We start from the raw sequence: 17,903 nt of genomic DNA, 5'->3' as shown, positions 1-17,903 counted from the left end.
CATGGATGGGCTCCTTCAGCCGGGCACGTACCCCAGCCTTTTGTCGACCACGTTGTCCAGCGGGCGTCCGGTGATCCATTTGTCGAAGTTCTCGGCGAACGCGTTGACGATCTCGGTGCGCCATCCGACAACGTCACCGGAGTTGTGCGGGGTGATCCGGACATTCGGCAGTTCCCACAGGGGATGGTCGGCCGGGAGCGGCTCGGGGTTCACCACATCGAGCGCCGCCGCGGCGATCGATCCGGTGCGCAACGCGGCGACGAGATCGTCGGTCACAACGAGTTCCCCGCGACCCACGTTGACAAACCTGGCGTGCGGCCGCATCGCGGCGAAAGCGCTGGCGTCGAACATGTTCCTGGTCTGCTCGGTCAGCGGGGCGATCGCGATGACGTAGTCGGCCCGGCCCAGCTCGGCGTGCAGATCGGTGGCGACGACGCCGAAATCCGGGTCCGCGGCACGCTCCCGCCTGCCCACAGCATGCACCGTCATCCCCACCGCGCGCAGCAAGCGGGCGATATGACGTGCGATCGAGCCAGTGCCCACGATCAGCGCGCGCGCACCCTCGACGCGTTCGGACTCCCTATGCCGCCACTCGTGCCGCTGCTGCAACAGCAGCGAGCCGGACAAGTCCTTGGCGAAGCCGAGAATCTGCCCGAGGACGTATTCGGCGATCGCCGAATCGAAGACGCCGCGGGTATTGGTCACCACCACCTCACTCGCCTGCAATTCGGGAAACATCGCCGGGTCGACGCCGGTCGACCCCATGTGCACCCAGCGCAGGCGGTCCGCGGCATGCCACGCGCCGGGCAGCGCGCGAGTGCGAAAGTCGTAGACGAACAACACTTCCGCCCCCCGCAGGGCGTCCGCGAGGCCGGAGGCCTCCGTGTACCGGACCGTGGCGCGGTCTGCCACCAGGGCCATGCCGTCGATGTCGGGCACACTGTCACTGTGCAGGACGGTGACAATCGGGCCCTGATCCACATTGACACACTAAGATCACATCGTATGATTGTCAACAATCCGATCGTGTTCGGAGGTCGTCCCGGCTGAGCGCGAGAGGGGCCGCAGTGGATCTGAGCTTTCCCGACCTGGAGGGCCCCGTCGCGCAACGGGGCATCGGGATCATCGCTCCGTTCGACCTCGCGCTGGAACGGGAGTTGTGGCGCTGGGCGCCCTTGGAGGTCAGCCTGCACCTGGCTCGCACACCCTATGAACCGGTACCGGTGTCGCTGGAGATGGCCGAACTGGTGTCCGATGCGGCCCATCTGACCGCGGCCACGCGAAACGTCTTGCACGTGGAGCCCGAGGTGGTGGCCTACTTGTGCACGTCGGGAAGCTTCATCAAGGGCCTGGCCTACGAGAAGTCGCTGCGTGAGACCATCTGCCTGGCCGGGGCACAGGACGCGGTCACCACCTCGGGCGCGTTGCTGGAGGCGATCCGCCATCTGAAACTCACCCAGATCTCGGTGCTCACCCCCTACGACGAGATCCTCACGCACAGGCTGCACGAATTCCTCGCCGAGGCCGGGTGCGCGGTGGTGCGGTCCGATCACCTCGGGCTCGGTGGCGGCATCTGGAAGGTCAGCTACCGCACCATCGCCGAACGCATCGCCGGCGCCGACGATCCCGCCGCCCAGGCCGTCTTCGTCAGCTGCACCAACCTGCCGACCTACGACGTCATCGAGCCGCTCGAACAGGCGCTCGGCAAACCCGTGCTCACCGCCAACCAGCTCACCATGTGGGCCTGCCTCGGCCGGATGAAGCTGCCGATGATGGGCCCGGGCAAGTGGCTACTCAACGTTTTCTGAAGGAAGAGCATCGCATGCAGGCACCCACCGTCGGCTTCATCTACCCCGACCACGCGGCCGAGGGCGACTACCCGCTCGCGGCGGCGGCCCTCGGCGCGCACCTTCCGGTAGCCCACATCTACGGCACCGATCTGCACGCCGTCCCCGAACTGCTCGAACTGGGCAGCCCGGAGAAATTGCGCGTCGGCGCGGCATTGCTCGCCCGGCACCGGCCCGAGGCGGTCGTCTGGGCGTGTACCTCCGGCAGTTTCGTCTACGGACCCACGGGCGCTCGCGAGCAGGTGCGCACACTGGCCGAGGTGGCGGGCGTGCCCGCGACCAGCACCAGCCTCGCCTTCGTCGATGCCGTGCACACGCTCGGGTTGCGTTCGGTCGCGGTCGCGGCCAGCTATCCCGACGAGGTGGCCCGGCTGTTCGTGGCGTTCCTCGCCGACGCGGGCATCGACGTCGTCTCCATGTCCAGTGCGGGTATCGACACCGCCGCCGAGGTCGGCACGCTCACCCCGGTCCAGGTGTTGCGGCTGGCGGTCGACAACGACCACCCGGACGCGCAGGCGCTACTGGTTCCCGATACCGCCATGCACACCATGGCGGTGCTGCCGGACCTGGAAGCTACGCTGGGCAAACCGGTGCTGACGGCCAATCAGGTCACGATCTGGGCAGGCCTGCGGCTGGCCGGCGCCGATCGGGTCGTTTCCGGGTTCGGCACCTTGTTCGCGGAAAGGCAGATCGATGTCCGTCGTTGATTTCGAGCCGGTGAACCGGCAGTCGACCGCGGAGATGATCGCCGATCGGCTCCGCGAGGCGATCATGCGCGGCAATCTCGCGCCGGGATCGCAGCTCGGCGAAGCCGATCTGGCCGCGCAGTTCGCCGTCTCCCGCGGGCCGGTGCGGGAGGCGATGCAGCGCTTGGTGTCCGAGGGCCTGCTGCACAGCATCCGCCACCGCGGGATCTTCGTCATCGAACTGAGCCTCGACGACGTCATCGATGTCTACCGGGCCAGAACGGCACTGGAAGGCGGCGCGCTGGAGCTGATCCTCGACGGCCGCCGCCCGATCGCCTACGAAGCGCTCGGACCCAGTGTCGAGGAGATGGTCGCGTGCGCCGACCGCGGTGACGCAGTTGGGGTGTCCGACGCCGACCAGGCATTCCACGAAGCTCTGGTGGAGAGCGCGGCCAGCCCGCGGCTGGTGCGCGCCGCACGCACCTTGCTGATCGAGACGCGAATGTGCCTGGGCGCCTTGCAAACCACCTACCCCGACCTGCGCGAACAGGCTCGCGAACACGTCGACCTGCGCGAAGCGATCGCCACCGCCGCACCCGACCGAGCTCGCGCCCTCCTCGCCGAGCACATGGACGACGCGGTGCAACGGCTGCGCCACCAGATCGGCAGCTAGGGCTGCCGCACCTTCGCTCGGCCCGGCGCAGGCTACAGACGGACTGCGTCCAACTGCACGTTTTCCGCGGCTGCCGCAACCTCCGCCCGGGCTCGGAGCGGGCAATAGACGAACTATGTTCGACTGCACCGTTTCTGCGGCTATCTCTACCTTCGTCCGTCCGGCGCATGCTGTAGGCGAATACGTCCGGCTGCACCGTCCGCGCGCCCGCCTACAGTCATCGCTCACCCCCGCGCTGACTGTAGGCGAATACGTCCCCCCTGCACCGTTCGCGCGGCCGCCTCAGTCATCGCTCGGCCCCGCGCAGGCTGTGTGCGGATGTCTCCGGCTACACCATCCACGCGACCGCCTCAGTCATCGCTCCCCGCGCAAACTGTGGGCGGATGTCTCCGGCTACACCGTCCATGCGGCTCTCGGGTACATGGTGCGGTCAACGGGAGAGGAAATCGAGCAGCATGCGGAACTCCGGGAGCGACAGGTAGCCGTCGCCATCGCGGTCGGCCGCGGCCAGCAAGGCGTCGGCCGGTTCGTCGATGCGGCCCGCGCCGACGTGGCGGATGAGCGATTCGAGTTCCTCGACCGAGATGCGGCCGTCGCCGTTGACGTCGAAGACCTTGAACGCCGCGTCCGCGTCGGTCACCTCGATGCGGCCGGCGACCAGCGCGGCGTCGAATTCCGCACGGGAGACCAGGAAGTCGCCGTTGGTGTCGGCGGCGGCGACCATCCGCTCCACCGCTTCCTCATCGACCTCCAGGCCGAGCGCCCGGAGCCCCGCCGTGATATCCGCTACCGAGACGAGTCCGTCACCGTCCTGGTCCCACAACCCGAACGTATCGACCGGTCGTTCACTCATCGCCCACTACCTTCGCCGCCACTGCAACCCGCCATCGGACTCCGCGTCCGACGGCCACCGCACACACTGTACGGATTTCATTGGGGCAGTGCGGCTCCGATTCGCTGTGGGCAAACCCCAGCCGCTCGGTCCGCGTATGGTCGGTGACCACAGTGATGCGGCCCTGCCTTGTACGCCCGTTCAACCGATCGGTCGGCTCGTTGCAGGCGAATACCCGTTTCGAATCACCGGGTGCGTTACGGCGGGCATTCCTGGCGGCGACACCGTGGACTCGCGTTGCCGAATCTCCTGGTTGCACAAGTCAACTCATGGCAAAGGAAACCGAGAGCCGATGAAAGACTCGAACAGCCGTATCGGTTGCGACGCCACGCAGAACCAGGCCGTCCGCGCCTCGGTTCCGACCAGGTGCTCGACGCTCGCCCGGCAGACCAGCGAGAAGCTGATGACAAGGTCGGGCTGGAAGCGTTGCGGGCTTCGTTCATGTTGCCAGGAAGGTTCTGATGGCTTCGTCGCTGGTGAGGTGGTTGGCGCCGACGGTGACGTCGATCGATGGGTAGTTTCTGCGCACGGCCTCGGCGATGTCGGAGAGCCGATCGGCGACTATTGCGGGGTCGCGCAGCGACTCTTGTCTCAGGCCATCGAAGCCGGGGAATCCGTCGGCTACCAGTGTTATATCGGGGTTGTCGATGATGTTGTCGTAGGTTTGAAATTTCACGCTGACGATCTTGGATGTATCCACGCGGCCGGGGGTGGTGAATACCCGGTCGCTGACACCTTCGACGAAGTTGGCTGCCGAGTGCCCGTCCGCGGCCATCGGATGCACACGGATACGGTTGGCGTCGATACCCAGTACCATGCCCGCGGGATGGAACCGCATTGTGCCGTCACGGACATCGGTCCAGCTAGTGATCGTTCCGTACACGCCGGCGATGTCAGTGCCATCTGTCAGGTAGACGACGTCTCCGGCGGAACTGTGCGACGCTGTGCGAATATAGCCTTCCTCGCCTGCGGCTACTGTTCCGCGAAAAGCCCTGGGAAATATTTGCTCGACTTGCCACAGACGTGCTCCGTTATAAAAGGTATCCAGCGGTCCGGAGCCGGACTCCGACAGCGGAGGTGGGGATGGCGGGTCGCCGGCATCGAAACGACGGCGAAACCCCTTATCAGCGTTCCGAAGTTCTTCGACTGCGCCCCCGGCTCCACGAGCGATGGGCCGGACGCCGTGTTCGGCGGCCGCCCTTGCTCCCTTTATGATCTCGCTACTCAAGTGCCGGGTGAACTGAACCAATTTCCGCGCCAGCAGGTCGGATCGGATCAGCAAAACAATGCCGCCCTCGGCCTGATCGCTCCGGCTTCCTCATCTCCGCGTGGCACCGTCACCTCGGCTGCAGTCGCTGGCGTCGAGCTCAGAGGCCGGTCGGAGGAAATCAGCAGATGAGAGTGGGATCCGGCGGCACGGGCAGGTGCCAGCATTGCAGGGTGTCGAGCAGGCGGTCGGGGGGTTGCACAGTCACGACCTGGTCGAGCAAGTCGGGTTGGCCGGGCTGTCGAATCTCGACACGATGCGGCCCTGCCGGCAGGTTGTAGGCCAACGAATAGGCGTGTCCCTGTCCGACGCTGCATGGGTGGCCGCTACAGCTCACGTTCTGGCCATCGATCCACACTTCCACCCTGATCGACCGCTCATCGTCGGAATCCGGCAAGCCCACCACTATTCGGCCGCGACCTTCCTGCACAGATGCGGGATGCGCACCGAGCGCATCCCCGGCAGTGGCGGTGACCAGTGCCGCGCCGCCGACAAGGACAGCGACTGTCGCCGCAACGGTTCGCTTCATTGAGCTCAACCCCTAACTTTCGAAACTTGGCCGGCCGTTACCGCACCACGCACGCGCTGCCGAGGTTTGTGCCGGTACCGACTTCCACGGTGATGCTCGTCTCTGCGAGGTCGCCGGTGATTTCCTTCGCCGTCAGGACATGTGTGCCGGTCGTGCTCGGGGTCCACGTCGCTGTGCCGGTGCCGCCGGAGACCTGCGTGTTGCCGCTGCGAATCTCCCATCCGTTGTCCAGGAAGCTGATGCGCGAGGCGTTGTCGCTCACGGCTTTCATTCGTAAACGCAGCCGTTCCCGACCCGGGGACACGGCGACCGCCGATGGCGCGCCCATGATCAACGCTGCTGCCGCAGCAACTGTGGACTCAACGATCGTTCTGCCGAAGTCATTGCGCTCCTTGCCATCCGAGTCGAACCGGATCCTATCCCGTAGCAGGTCGGCGAGGCTCCCATGTCTTGGGAAGATGCGAATCCGGTTCAGTGGGTTGCCGGGAAGACCGCGAGCCCGAACCAGCACGACAAGCGCACCGCTAGAGACAGCCGGGAGTGCTCATACGCGAGTCGCGACCGATCGACCGTTATTACCTGTCGTTAAGGATTCCTTAAGGCCGACCGGCGAGGGTGAGTGCGAAATCAGCTGTCTACTCATGGTTTTTACACGGATTCGCACTCCGATGCCGAACAGTCGCTTACTGCGACAGTGATTTCGATTTAGAACAGGAGCCTTGATGATCACAACCCGTCCCATCCTCCTTGGGCTTCCCGCGCTCGTGCTGGCCGCTACTGCCGGTCTGGCGATGGCTCCCACCGCCGCGGCGCAACCCCCGGTGCCGACATACACCTGCAAGTACACACCTGTCGAAAACCATTTCGCGATATTCAACCTGATGAAAGCACGCAGGTGCACAGCGTCACCGGGCGCCCCGTTGGACGGTAATTATTTCCACCCCGTCAGGATGGAAAACAGCGTCACCGGTGAAAAATGGGAGTGCGGTGGCGCGTTCCCGTCCCTCGGGAAGCCGATCCATCCGGAAATGGGAGCAATCGAAGCGGAAGAGGTGCTCAACGCCGGGGTGAACGCGAGCAACTGTCGCCCGGTCTGATCGCACGGCACGCCGTAGCGAGTGCCCGCTTCCCACAAATATTACTGATTTCGATTTCGAACAGGAACCGCGATGATCACAACCCGCCTGGTCCGCCTCGGGCTGCCTGCACTCATGCTGGCCGCTACCGCCGGTCTGGTGACCGCCCCCACCGCTGCGGCGCAAGCCCTGCCGACCTACACGTGCAAATATACGCTCGACCAACCCCACTTCGGATCCGTGAAGGGGCGTGAATGCACAGCCTCGGCGGGCGCTCCTTTAACCGGCTGGCACATCATAACTTTCCAAATGGAAAACAGCGAATCGGGTGAGAAATGGGTGTGCGGTGACGTCGAGGCGGCCGTTATTCCGTATTACCTGGACAAGGTCGATCCGGATTATTCCGATTTCGAGCGGGCATACGGCCACGGGGCAGACGCAGGTAGCTGCAAACGCCTACTGAACTGATCACCAAACCTGAAATGTCCGATTACGAACTCCATTTGGCGCAATGCGATCCAGCATATGCGGCGGTCGCGAACCGATCCTGCCGATTCCTGCGAATTCTCGGATCTTTGCCGCTTGACCAGCTCTGACCAGCGCGTTCGGTAAACCTTCTCCGCATGGATACGACAACACCAGCTTGCGCGACAACAAAGGCGATCCGGCGACACGCACGCTGGATGGCGACTGGTGGGACACCAGATCGAGATCCTTTTCCCCCGCGATGAGCGCGACACGACACCGGCCTACCGGCTGCGCAACAACGGCCGCACCGTGCCGATCCCGTTAGGGCAGCGCGGGTTCATCGCCTTCGACGAGCGCGCGCCGCCCACGCCTGGGCGGCCGCGATATCACTCGACCCTAACCACAACCACGCCGCCATAGCTCGGCTACGAGCACCATGACAGCGCCCGACCAGGCAGACACAGCACGAGTCCAACCAGGCGCGGTGTCGTCTGTGGGTGGATCAGAGGTTGGCCGGGCGGACGACCATCACCGAGGACGCGCGGTTGCCGGACTCTCGCAGCAGGGCGATGGCTCGGCCTTCGGGGTCGATGGCGGCGTAGACGCCGGGGATTCCGACGGGGGCGAGCCAGCGTCCGTTGCGCAGGTCGTCGGCCTGCTTGTCGTCGATGTCCCGGTGCGGGAACGCGGTTCGAATCGCGGCGTCGATATCCAGGCTCAGCGATGGCGCGCCCGATTCCGCGGCGGCGGCCAGCTCGTCCAGGGTGCGGGCGTGTTCGAGGGTGAACGGACCGACGCTGGTGCGGCGCAACGCGGTCAGGTGACCGCCGACGCCGAGCGCGGCGCCCAGGTCACGGGCGAGCGCCCGCACGTAGGTGCCCGAGGAGCACTCCACCACCACGTCCAGGTCCACGAAATCACCGGCGTCGCGGCGGGCCAGCACGTCGAAGCGCGACACCGTGACCGGGCGGGCGGCCAGCTGCACGTCCTCCCCGGCACGGTGACGGGCGTACGCGCGTTCGCCGCCGACCTTGATCGCGCTCACCGTGGCGGGGACTTGGTCGATGTCACCGGTGAGTTCGGTGATGCGCGGGGCGATGTCGGCGTCGGTGAGGTGGCCGGCCGGGGTGGTGGCGAGCACCTCGCCCTCGGCGTCGTCGGTGGTGGTGGCCTGCCCGAGGCGGATGGTTGCGGTGTACGCCTTGGTGGTCAGGGTGAGCAGGCCGAGCAGTTTGGTCGCGCGTTCCACGCCGAGCACCAGCACGCCGGTGGCCATCGGGTCCAGCGTGCCCGCGTGCCCGATCTTCTTGGTGTGCAGCAGCTTCCGGCATTTCGCCACGACGTCGTGGCTGGTCCAGCCACCGGCCTTGTCGATGATGAGCAGCCCGCCGAGAGCGTCCATCAGACGTGCACGATCGCGGTCAGGATGTACCCGTCGACGATCAGCCACCGGCCGTCGAAGGAGCGCAGCGGCACGCCGCCGTCGGTGGTCTGGCCCGGAACCAGCAGCTCGGTGTGGAAACTGCCGTACCCGGAATCGGCGGTGCTGTTCTCGATCTCGAAGGTGATGTGCGCGTCCTCGAAGCCGAGCCAGCGCACCGTCAGCGGGAACCAGGCCTTGTAGGTGGCTTCTTTGGCGCAGAACAGCAGCCGGTCCAGGTGCAGCGCGGAGTCGGTGGTCTTCAGCCACTCCCGCTCCTGCGGAAGGCTGACCGAATCCAGCACGCCGTCGGGCAGCGTGGCATGCGGCTCGGCGTCGATGCCAATGGAACGGAACCGCAGCTTGTGGCCCAGCGCGGCGGCCTGGTAGCCGTCACAGTGGGTGAGGCTGCCGACGATTCCGCGCGGCCATACCGGAGCGCCCCGCTCTCCCTTGCCGATCGCGACGGGCGGCTCGCCGAGCTGCGCCAGCGCCAGCCGGGCGCAGTGCCGGGCACCGATGAAATCGCGGCGCCGCTTCTCCACCGACTTGGCGATGAGATGCTCCTCCGCCGGATGCGGCTTCAGATCCTCCGGGTACGCCAGCAACTCGGCAGAGGCCACACCGGCGGGCAGAATGTTCTCGATCATCACCGCCGAGCCTAGCCGAGCCGCAACGGCCAGTAGCGCAGTGCCATGAGCCCGCTGAGGAGCTGGGCGTCGCGGACCCGGCGAACCTGCCTGCCGCCGACACTGTCACCGCTAGGTGGTCCACAACCGGCTCCGCTCTCGGCAGGCTACCTGGGCCGCCAGCGGAATCGGATCACGTGTCGACTACCGCGTTCGGCGAAGTGACCAGGACCGAGTGATGATCCCCGTTGCCGGTCGAAGTGCACCACTCCGACCCGGTCACATCGGGCGCTCGGCGCGAAACGGCTCGGCGACGGACGCGGGGACTACGCCAGTCCCCGCCGCTGTTGCGCTTTGCTACGCATTTCCGCCGCGGCGGCTTCCATTTCCGGCGTCACCTGGAAGTGGCCACCCCACTTGTTCAGCGTCCCTGGCGGGTACTCCGGAGTGGGCAGGATCTGGCGCAGCAGTCGATCGGGCAGGCCGCGGCGCTGCCACTCGCGCGGGTAGCCGAGCGAGACCTCCTCGAACCGCACACCGTCGTAGTGCGAGGTACGCGGGATGTGCAGGTGGCCGTAGACCGAGCAGACCACGTTGTAGCGGGTGTGCCAGTCCGCGGTCAGTTCGGTGCCGCACCACAGCGCGAACTCCGGATAGAACAGCACATCGGTCGGCTGCCGCACCAGCGGAAAGTGGTTGATCAGGACGACCGGCGTGCCGGGTGCGAGCGCGTCCAGCTTGCGTTTGGTCACCTGCACGCGGGCATGGCACCACGCGTCCCTGGTCAGGTACGGCTCCGGCGACAGCAGGAACTCGTCGGTCGCCACCACGTTGCGCTCCCTGGCGATGGCGAGACCCTCCGCCTTCGTGGTGGCGCCCTCCGGCAGGAACGAGTAGTCGTACAGCAGGAACATCGGCGCCAGGGTCACCGGTCCGCCGTACTCCTCGGCACCGGCGCCGTCCCATACCGGGAACGGGTCCTCCGGCGTCAGCACGTCCAAGTCGCGGCACATGGCGACCAAGTAGTCGTAGCGCGCCACCCCGGACATCTGCACCGGGTCCTTCGCCGTGGTCCACAGCTCATGGTTGCCCGGCACCCAGATCACCTTGGCGAACCGGCCGCGCAGCCGCTCCAGCGCCCACCGGATGTCCTCGGTCTTCTCTCCCACGTCGCCGGCCACGATGAGCCAGTCCTCCGGCGAGTCCGCCGTGATCTGCTCGACTACCGGCCGATTCCCCTGGTGCCCGACATGAATGTCGCTCACCGCCATCAACTTGGGTATCACCACACCTACCTTGGCACATCCGTTCCGATTCGCACGCACCGGCCGAGCCGGGTGTCGTGCACGACTACGCCTCGCTGGCGCTCGGCTCCGTCGTGCGCGAGGGCGCTGCGTTGTCGGTTCGCTCGCTGACGCTCGCTCACGCCGGCACCTCGGCGCCGACGCGGGCCCACCGGCCCGACAGCGTCCGCCACGTCACGGCGATCAGCCGCAACACCATGAACGCGGCCAAGCCGGACCAGATTCCGGCCACGCCCCAGTCGAACGCCAGCGACAGCCAGATGGCGGGCAGGAAACCGGCCAGCGCCGCGGTGAGCGTGGTAGTGCGCAGATAGGCGGCGTCCCCCGCGCCGAGCAGGACGCCGTCGAGGGCGAAGACGATGCCTGCCACTGGAATCAGGGCGACGAAGAACCACCACACCACGTGGGTGCGATCGAGGACCTGCGGGTCGCTTGTGAACAGCGTCGGGATGAGCAGCGCGCCCGCCGCGAATAAGGCGGCGAGAGCGAGGCTGAAGATCTCCGACCATCGGGTGACGCGCCGGGCGATGCCGCGAGCGCCGGCGGCGTCGCCCGCGCCGAGCGCGGCGCCGGTGAGGGTCTGCGCCGCGATGGCCAGCGCGTCCAAGGCGAGGGCCAGGAAGTTCCACAGCTGCAGGACCAACTGGTGGGCAGCCACCGAGGCCGCGCCGAAGCGGGCCGCGACCGCGGCGGCCGAGACGAAACAGGCTTGGAAGGCGAAGCTGCGAACGATCAGATCGCGACCGAGGACGAGCTGCGCGCTCATGAGCGACCACTGCGGCACCAGCGAAACGCCTTCCCGGATCAGCGCGTTCAGAAACAGCGCCGCCATGACCACCTGCCCGGCGACATTCGCCACCGCGGAGCCGGGCAACTCCATACGCGGCGCGCCGAACAGCCCGTGCACCAGCACCGGGCACAAGACCGCCGAAACCACTAGTCCCGCAACCACATAAACCAGCGGCCTGCGCGTCTCTTGGACGCCGCGCAACCAGCCGTTGCCCGCCATGGAGATCAGGATCAGCGGCACACCGAACAGCGCGATCCGCAGCCAACCCAGCGCCGCACCCGCGATGTCGCCGCCGCCCGCGATCGCGTTGGTCAGCGGCACGGCGAACAACTCGGCCGACAGCAGAATCGCGGCGCCGACCACGATCGCGATCCACGTCGCCTGCACGCCTTCGCCGACCGCACCCCGGTGATCGCCCGCGCCGTGGCGACGAGCCGAGCGCGCTGTGGTGCCATAGGACAAAAAAGTGAGCTGTGAACTCGTCTGCGCCAGAATCAATCCCCCGACCGCGAGACCGGCCAGTGCGAGCGCGCCGAGCCGACCGACGACAGCGAGATCGAACAGCAGATAGAGCGGCTCGGCGATCAGCACGCCGAGCGTCGGCAACGCCAGCCCGAGGATCCGTTTCGGCCCCGCCGCGGCGGCCCGGTCGACTTCTGGCAGCGGCGTCTCGGCATCCTGCGATACCGAGCCGGTGACCTCCGCCTCGCTGGAACTTTTCGCGTTCACGAACACCTTCCCTACCCGGATCCGGTCGCGACTGCCGTCTGTGCAGTTGATGCCCCGACATGACACCGCCGACTGGCAGACTCCGCCGACACCGGTCGTCGCGCGAGCCGTGGGGCCACCTTGCGCGTGATAACCGATTCGGTCGCGACCCACGCAGATGTCCCGGCAAAGATCCGCGGACGTGTGCGCATGCGCGAAGCCAGCCCTGCGCTGTCCGGAGATCGGCCACGCGTCGGCGACCACACACCGGCGTAACGACCGCCGGGCAGCTGGACACCAGCGGCCATGCGCTGGGCCCGCGAGGACAGGACAACGATTCGGGCCGAATGGATTTCATGGCAACCGGCTCTATGCCGCCCAATGCCGGCCGCCTCCCGCACGGAGCTCCGCCGATTTCGCGCGGACCTGCGCACACGCGCGAAGCGAGCTGCTCCGTCCGGCGGGCGGGACCCCGCCCCGGCCCTTCGCCACGCAGCCGCGGACCCGGACACCGCAAGGGTCCGGCGACGGGGATCGACGGCTTCAGGTATGCACCGGGCATATCAAAGGACACGACATCGCTTAGTGCCGAACGACTTTCGTGGTGGCGTGCTTCGTGCCGACCGATGCCGGAGAACACCGTCACCCGAGCGCGGCCAGCAGCGCGGCGACCAGCTCCTCGGGCGTACCGTACGCGGTGTATCCGGCGGCGAAACGGTGGCCGCCGCCGCCCAGCGCCGTGGCCACCTCCGCCACGTCCACGCCGTCGCCCACCGAGACCCCGGTGTCGCGCGAACGGAGCGACACCGTCCACCGATCGGGCACGCCGTGGGATTGCTTGAATACCGCGGCGATTCCCGCTTCCGCGGTCGTACGCACGATATCGATGACGCTCTCGACCTCCTCCGACCGCACCCCGTCGACGTCGTCGCGGTGCACGAACGCGTACACCAGCCCGACGCCGCCGCGCGCGTCCGGCACCAGCCGCGCGGTCCCCAGCACTCGCGACAGCATCGACAGCCACCCGAACGGGTGCGTGTCCAGCAAGGTGCGGGCGATCTCCGCGCCATCGATTCCCGTCGACAGCAGGCGCTCGGCAAGTTCGTGGGTACCCGGCCGCACCCACCGGAACGAGCCGGTGTCGGTGACCAGACCGGCGTAGAGGCAATGCGCCACGTCCGGATCGATCGGCACGCGCCAGGCGTCGAGTAGCCGCGCGATCACGCTCGTCGTGGACTCGGCAGCGGAATCGACCACGTTGATGGCGCCGAAGCGGGTATTCGACCGATGGTGATCGATCACCATTGTCGTTGCTGCGCCAGGCAATCGGTCGGCGAGCACGCCGAGCCGCGTCGCGCTACCGCAGTCGACCGTGACGAGCAGGTCCACCTCGGCGCGCACCTCCGCGGGCGCCACCAGATGCCGCACACCCGGCAACGACCGCATCGAGAAAGGCAACTCGGCCGGTTCGGCGAACGACACCTGCACCGCAGTCCCGCGCCGATGCAGGACCAGCGCCAGCGCCAGACCGCTTCCAATGGTGTCCGCATCGGGCTGCACATGGCAGAGGATGGTCACCGAGCGCGCCGCGTCCAGCGCCGCCACGGCCGCTTCCAGGTCGGCCGTTTCCCGCATTGTCGTCATCGACTACCGTATGTCACTCGTCGGTGTCGCGTTCGACCTTGTAGGGGTCGGCGTCGCCCGCGGGCCTGGCGTTGGCGGCCACCTTGGCGACCGCGTCGTCCGCGGCCCGCGCCTTGGCGAGCAGTTCCTCCATCTGCCGCGCCGCGTCGGGCACGGTGTCCAGTACGAACGCCAGCGACGGGGTGAACTTCACCCCGGTTCCCGCACCCACCTTGGAGCGCAACACACCCCTGGCTTTCGCCAGACCGGCGGCCGCACCTTCGTAATCCGGTTCGGCGTCGAGAGTTTCGCCCATCACGGTGTAGTACACCGTCGCCTCGCGGAGATCGCCCGTCACCTTGGCGTCGGTGATGGTCACGAAACGCAGCCGCGGATCCTTCACCTCGTACTCGATCGCGGTGGCCACGATCGAGGAAATCCGCTTGGCGAGTCGGCGTGCCCTGGCTTGGTCCACCATGGCCGTTTCCTCCTCACTACTCACTCTGTTCGATGGCGGCCGGAGACCGCCGTGCCCATCGCTCGCGCGGTGTCCGGCGCCACGGTCAGTCTTCGGGTCCGAAGATCCGGCGGCGCACCGCCAGCAACTGTAACTCCGGACGGGCCGCGACGTGCCGTTCACATCTGTCCAGCACCTCGGTCAGGTGGTCCATTCCCGGGCTGACCATAGCGACGCCCAGCAGTGAGCGACGGTAGAGATCATGGTCCCCGCCTTCGGCCGCACTCACGCCGAAGCGCTGCAATTCGGCCAGGACCGGCCGGATCACCGAACGCTTCTGTTTCAGTGAATGCACATCGCCGAGCAGCACGTCGAACTCCAGTGCACCCAGGTACACCGACACCCCTCCAGTAATCGGGACGACCGGCCCGGACGCCGCGCACACACGGCGCGGCGTCCGGACTCGTCTCGGTCTATCAGTCGCGCGGCTTCTCGCGCAGCTCGTAGGCCTCGATGATGTCGCCTTCCTTGATGTCGGAGTAGGTGACCGTCATACCGCATTCGTAGCCCTCGCGGACCTCGACGGCATCGTCCTTCTCCCGTTTCAGCGAGGAAATCGTCATCGTCTCGGCGATCACCATGTTGTCGCGGAGCAGGCGCGCCTTGGCGTTGCGCTTGACCGAACCCGAGGTGACCATGCAACCGGCGATGTTGCCGACCTTCGACGAGCGGAAGATCGCCCTGATCTCGGCGCGACCCAGCTCGACCTCTTCGTAGATCGGCTTGAGCATGCCTTTGAGGGCCTTCTCGATCTCATCGATGGCCTGGTAGATCACCGAGTAGTACCGGATGTCGACGCCCTCGCGGTTGGCCAGCTCGGTCGCCTTGCCCTCGGCGCGGACGTTGAACCCGATGATGATCGCGTTCGACGCCGACGCCAGATTGACATTGGTTTCGGTGACGCCACCGACACCGCGGTCGATAACCCGCAGCCGCACCTCGTCGTCCACCTGGATACCGAGCAGCGCCTCTTCGAGGGCCTCGACGGTACCGGAGTTGTCGCCCTTGAGGATCAGGTTCAGCTCGCTGGTTTCCTTCAGCGCGGCATCCAGATCTTCCAGGCTGATCCGCTTGCGGCTGCGTGCGGCCAGCGCGTTGCGCTTGCGCGCGTTGCGCCGGTCGGCGATCTGCCGCGCGATCCGGTCCTCGTCCACGACGAGCAGGTTGTCACCGGCGCCGGGAACCGACGTGAAGCCGATGACCTGGACCGGCCGCGACGGCAGCGCCGCGTCCACGTCCTCGCCGTGCTCGTCGACCATGCGCCGCACGCGACCGTAGGCGTCGCCCGCGACGATCGAGTCGCCGACGCGCAGCGTGCCGCGCTGCACCAGCACTGTGGCGACCGGGCCGCGGCCGCGGTCGAGGTGCGCCTCGATGGCCACACCCTGCGCGTCCATGTCCGGGTTCGCCCGCAGGTCGAGGGCGGCGTCCGCGGTGAGCAGGACCGCCTCGAGCAGTGCTTCGATGTTGGTGCCCTGCTTGGCGGAGATGTCGACGAACATGGTGTCGCCGCCGTACTCCTCGGCCACCAGGTTGTACTCGGTCAGCTGCTGCCGGATCTTCTCCGGGTTCGCGCCTTCCTTGTCGATCTTGTTGACCGCGACCACGATCGGCACGTCGGCCGCCTGCGCGTGGTTGATCGCCTCCACCGTCTGCGGCATGACGCCGTCGTCGGCGGCGACCACCAGGATCGCGATGTCGGTGGCCTTCGCACCGCGGGCACGCATGGCGGTGAACGCCTCGTGACCCGGGGTGTCGATGAAGGTGATCAGCCGGTTGTCGTCGCCCAGGTGGGTGAGCACCTGGTAGGCGCCGATGTGCTGGGTGATGCCGCCTGCCTCGCCCTCTCGGACGTTGGCCTTGCGGATGGTGTCCAGCAGTCGGGTCTTACCGTGGTCGACGTGACCCATGACGGTCACCACCGGCGGACGCTGCTCGAGGTCTTCCTCGCCGCCCTCGTCCTCGCCGTAGGTCAGGTCGAACGACTCCAGCAGCTCGCGGTCCTCGTCCTCGGGGCTGACCACGTGCACGACGTAGTTCATCTCGCTGCCGAGCAGCTCGAGGGTCTCGTCGTTCACCGACTGGGTCGCGGTGACCATCTCGCCCAGGTTGAACAGGGCCTGGACCAGCGCGGCCGGGTTCGCGTCGATCTTCTCCGCGAAGTCCGACAGCGAGGCGCCGCGGGCGAGCCGGATGATCTCGCCGTTGCCGCGCGGCAGCCGCACGCCGCCGACGGCGGGCGCCTGCATCGAGTCGTACTCTTGCCGCTTCTGCCGCTTCGACTTGCGGCCACGCCTGGGCGCGCCACCGGGACGGCCGAACGCGCCGGCCGCGCCACCGCGCCCGCCGGGACCACCGGGACGACCGCCGCCGCCACCGCCGCCACCGGGACGACCACGGAAGCCACCGGCCGCACCACCACCGGCACCGGGCGCACCGGTGCCCGCACCGGGAGCACCGCCGCCACCGCCGCGGTAACCGCCGCCGCCGCCACCGCCGCCGGGACGACCGGCGCCCGCTCCACCGGGACGACCCGGACGACCTGCGCCGGGACCGCCCGCGCCACCCGGACGCGCCGCACGCGACGGCATCGCGCCGGGGTTCGGGCGCGGGGGCATCGAGCCGGGGCTCGGCCGCGGACCGCCGGGACGCGGACCACCCTGACCGGGGGTCGGACGAGCGCCTTGGGCCGGGCCGGGACGCGGACCGCCCTGCGCCGGACCGGGACGCGGACCACCCTGCGCGGGACCCGGGCGCGGCCCACCGGCCGGACGCGGCGCGGGACGCTCAGGAGCCGACGAATAGGGGTTGTTGCCGACGCGCGGGGTCTTCGGCCCGGGACGGGGACCGGGAGTAGGGCCACCCTGACGCGGGCCACCCGGCGTGGGGGCGCCGGGACGCTGCTGCTGACCTGGACGCGGACCGCCCGGCGTCGGGCGCGGACCAGCCGGGGCCGGTGCCGTCGCGCCCGCGGACGCCGCGGCGGCCGGAGCGACCGATTCCCGCGTTGCGGGCTTCGGGGCCGGAGCCGGTCCCGGGCGCGCGGCCGGACCCGGCTTCACGGCCGGGGATTCGCCGGTACGCGCGGCGGGACGAGGGGTCTCCTGCGCCGCGGGCGCCGGAGTAGGCGCCGGAGCCGACGGACGCGGGCCGGGGCGAGGGCCACCGCCCGCGGGCTTCGCGGACGGACGGGCCGACGACGACGGACCGGGGCGTGCACCCGGCTTGGTGCCGTTCGACGGGGCGGACTTCGCCGCGAACGACTCACGCAGCCTGCGCGCGACGGGAGCTTCCACCGTCGACGACGCGGACTTCACGAACTCGCCTTGCTCCTTGAGCGTTGCGAGTAGTTCCTTGCTCGTGACACCGAGTTCTTTGGCCAACTCGTGCACGCGGGCCTTGCCTGCCACTGCTCTCCTCACTGAGAGGCCGAGCAGCGCCACCGTCTTGACGACGGAGGCCCGCACGACCTCG

General features: G+C 67.8%; 19 protein-coding genes. 6 read left to right on the top strand and 13 right to left on the bottom strand.

Annotation, left to right across the window (positions count from 1 at the left end; genetic code table 11):
• Window positions 1-15 precede the first annotated feature (15 nt).
• Window positions 16-981 (bottom strand): D-2-hydroxyacid dehydrogenase, encoded by a 966-nt coding sequence (locus IU459_RS03715; protein ID WP_195128008.1) that lies wholly within the window; start codon window positions 979-981, stop codon window positions 16-18.
• 86 nt (window positions 982-1,067) lie between these two features.
• Between IU459_RS03715 and IU459_RS03710 the strand changes: the two genes are divergently transcribed.
• Genes IU459_RS03710 through IU459_RS03700 form a run of 3 tightly spaced genes read left to right on the top strand, consistent with a single transcriptional unit; the run spans window position 1,068 to window position 3,206 of the window.
• The gene (locus IU459_RS03710) at window positions 1,068-1,808 is read left to right on the top strand and encodes a maleate cis-trans isomerase family protein (protein ID WP_195128007.1); all 741 of its coding nucleotides are present in this window, start codon (window positions 1,068-1,070) and stop codon (window positions 1,806-1,808) included.
• Window positions 1,809-1,822: 14 nt separating this feature from the next.
• Window positions 1,823-2,554 carry a maleate cis-trans isomerase family protein gene (locus IU459_RS03705; protein ID WP_195128006.1) on the top strand — a complete coding sequence of 244 codons (732 nt, stop codon included), beginning with the start codon at window positions 1,823-1,825 and terminating at the stop codon, window positions 2,552-2,554.
• Entirely contained in the window at window positions 2,541-3,206 is a 666-nt protein-coding gene (locus IU459_RS03700; protein ID WP_195128005.1) for a GntR family transcriptional regulator, read from the top strand. Before IU459_RS03705 ends, IU459_RS03700 begins: the two co-directional genes overlap by 14 nt.
• Before the next feature lie 430 nt (window positions 3,207-3,636).
• On the opposite strand, the gene IU459_RS03695 is transcribed toward IU459_RS03700, so the two are convergent.
• From IU459_RS03695 to IU459_RS03680, 4 genes are all read right to left on the bottom strand, one after another.
• On the bottom strand, window positions 3,637-4,059 hold the full coding sequence (locus IU459_RS03695) for an EF-hand domain-containing protein (protein ID WP_195128004.1): 423 nt from the start codon (window positions 4,057-4,059) through the stop codon (window positions 3,637-3,639).
• A gap of 478 nt (window positions 4,060-4,537) precedes the next feature.
• Entirely contained in the window at window positions 4,538-5,380 is an 843-nt protein-coding gene (locus tag IU459_RS03690) for a hypothetical protein (protein WP_195128003.1), read from the bottom strand.
• 106 nt (window positions 5,381-5,486) lie between these two features.
• The gene (locus IU459_RS03685; protein ID WP_195128002.1) at window positions 5,487-5,894 is read right to left on the bottom strand and encodes a hypothetical protein; all 408 of its coding nucleotides are present in this window, start codon (window positions 5,892-5,894) and stop codon (window positions 5,487-5,489) included.
• A gap of 37 nt (window positions 5,895-5,931) precedes the next feature.
• Window positions 5,932-6,405, bottom strand: coding sequence for an Ig-like domain-containing protein (locus IU459_RS03680; protein ID WP_195128001.1), 474 nt, complete (start codon window positions 6,403-6,405; stop codon window positions 5,932-5,934).
• A 211-nt stretch (window positions 6,406-6,616) separates the two neighbouring features.
• Here IU459_RS03680 and IU459_RS03675 point away from each other — a divergent pair, with 211 nt between their 5' ends.
• The 3 genes from IU459_RS03675 (at window position 6,617) to IU459_RS03665 (ending at window position 7,858) form a co-directional block, all read left to right on the top strand.
• The gene (locus IU459_RS03675; protein WP_195128000.1) at window positions 6,617-6,991 is read left to right on the top strand and encodes a hypothetical protein; all 375 of its coding nucleotides are present in this window, start codon (window positions 6,617-6,619) and stop codon (window positions 6,989-6,991) included.
• Window positions 6,992-7,063: 72 nt separating this feature from the next.
• Window positions 7,064-7,438, top strand: a complete 375-nt coding sequence (locus tag IU459_RS03670) for a hypothetical protein (RefSeq protein ID WP_195127999.1) — start codon at window positions 7,064-7,066, stop codon at window positions 7,436-7,438.
• Between the two features lie 225 nt (window positions 7,439-7,663).
• Window positions 7,664-7,858 carry a hypothetical protein gene (locus IU459_RS03665; protein ID WP_195127998.1) on the top strand — a complete coding sequence of 65 codons (195 nt, stop codon included), beginning with the start codon at window positions 7,664-7,666 and terminating at the stop codon, window positions 7,856-7,858.
• Between the two features lie 82 nt (window positions 7,859-7,940).
• Here IU459_RS03665 and truB read toward each other — a convergent pair whose 3' ends face one another.
• From truB to infB, 8 genes are all read right to left on the bottom strand, one after another.
• Complete coding sequence (gene truB / locus IU459_RS03660) at window positions 7,941-8,840, bottom strand: tRNA pseudouridine(55) synthase TruB (protein WP_195127997.1); 900 nt, start codon at window positions 8,838-8,840, stop codon at window positions 7,941-7,943.
• Window positions 8,840-9,508 (bottom strand): 4'-phosphopantetheinyl transferase Npt, encoded by a 669-nt coding sequence (gene npt / locus IU459_RS03655; RefSeq protein ID WP_195127996.1) that lies wholly within the window; start codon window positions 9,506-9,508, stop codon window positions 8,840-8,842. Before npt ends, truB begins: the two co-directional genes overlap by 1 nt.
• 305 nt (window positions 9,509-9,813) lie before the next feature.
• Window positions 9,814-10,773 (bottom strand): metallophosphoesterase family protein, encoded by a 960-nt coding sequence (locus IU459_RS03650; protein ID WP_195127995.1) that lies wholly within the window; start codon window positions 10,771-10,773, stop codon window positions 9,814-9,816.
• Between the two features lie 136 nt (window positions 10,774-10,909).
• Window positions 10,910-12,244, bottom strand: a complete 1,335-nt coding sequence (locus tag IU459_RS03645; RefSeq protein ID WP_195128182.1) for an MATE family efflux transporter — start codon at window positions 12,242-12,244, stop codon at window positions 10,910-10,912.
• Between the two features lie 687 nt (window positions 12,245-12,931).
• The gene (locus IU459_RS03640) at window positions 12,932-13,933 is read right to left on the bottom strand and encodes a DHH family phosphoesterase (protein WP_195127994.1); all 1,002 of its coding nucleotides are present in this window, start codon (window positions 13,931-13,933) and stop codon (window positions 12,932-12,934) included.
• 13 nt (window positions 13,934-13,946) lie between these two features.
• Window positions 13,947-14,390 carry a 30S ribosome-binding factor RbfA gene (gene rbfA, locus IU459_RS03635; RefSeq protein WP_195127993.1) on the bottom strand — a complete coding sequence of 148 codons (444 nt, stop codon included), beginning with the start codon at window positions 14,388-14,390 and terminating at the stop codon, window positions 13,947-13,949.
• Between the two features lie 85 nt (window positions 14,391-14,475).
• A complete protein-coding gene (locus IU459_RS03630) occupies window positions 14,476-14,766 on the bottom strand; it encodes a DUF503 domain-containing protein (protein ID WP_195127992.1) in 291 nt (96 codons plus the stop codon).
• Window positions 14,767-14,845: 79 nt separating this feature from the next.
• Complete coding sequence (gene infB, locus IU459_RS03625) at window positions 14,846-17,839, bottom strand: translation initiation factor IF-2 (protein ID WP_195127991.1); 2,994 nt, start codon at window positions 17,837-17,839, stop codon at window positions 14,846-14,848.
• Window positions 17,840-17,903: the final 64 nt, after the last annotated feature.

It is taken from the genome of Nocardia amamiensis (assembly GCF_015477605.1).
GTDB lineage: Bacteria > Actinomycetota > Actinomycetes > Mycobacteriales > Mycobacteriaceae > Nocardia > Nocardia amamiensis_A.
Note: the sequence above shows the minus strand (reverse complement) of the source record. Positions and strands in the feature narration are given on the sequence as shown.

Bases quoted from the DNA above. Each gene is read 5' to 3' on its own strand.
- rbfA (WP_195127993.1), bottom strand. From the start codon at position 14,390: ATGGTGGACCAAGCCAGGGCACGCCGACTCGCCAAGCGGATTTCCTCG.
- npt (WP_195127996.1), bottom strand. From the start codon at position 9,508: ATGATCGAGAACATTCTGCCCGCCGGTGTGGCCTCTGCCGAGTTGCTG.
- IU459_RS03685 (WP_195128002.1), bottom strand. From the start codon at position 5,894: ATGAAGCGAACCGTTGCGGCGACAGTCGCTGTCCTTGTCGGCGGCGCG.
- IU459_RS03705 (WP_195128006.1), top strand. From the start codon at position 1,823: ATGCAGGCACCCACCGTCGGCTTCATCTACCCCGACCACGCGGCCGAG.
- IU459_RS03695 (WP_195128004.1), bottom strand. From the start codon at position 4,059: ATGAGTGAACGACCGGTCGATACGTTCGGGTTGTGGGACCAGGACGGT.
- truB (WP_195127997.1), bottom strand. From the start codon at position 8,840: ATGGACGCTCTCGGCGGGCTGCTCATCATCGACAAGGCCGGTGGCTGG.
- IU459_RS03675 (WP_195128000.1), top strand. From the start codon at position 6,617: ATGATCACAACCCGTCCCATCCTCCTTGGGCTTCCCGCGCTCGTGCTG.
- IU459_RS03640 (WP_195127994.1), bottom strand. From the start codon at position 13,933: ATGACGACAATGCGGGAAACGGCCGACCTGGAAGCGGCCGTGGCGGCG.
- IU459_RS03700 (WP_195128005.1), top strand. From the start codon at position 2,541: ATGTCCGTCGTTGATTTCGAGCCGGTGAACCGGCAGTCGACCGCGGAG.
- IU459_RS03670 (WP_195127999.1), top strand. From the start codon at position 7,064: ATGATCACAACCCGCCTGGTCCGCCTCGGGCTGCCTGCACTCATGCTG.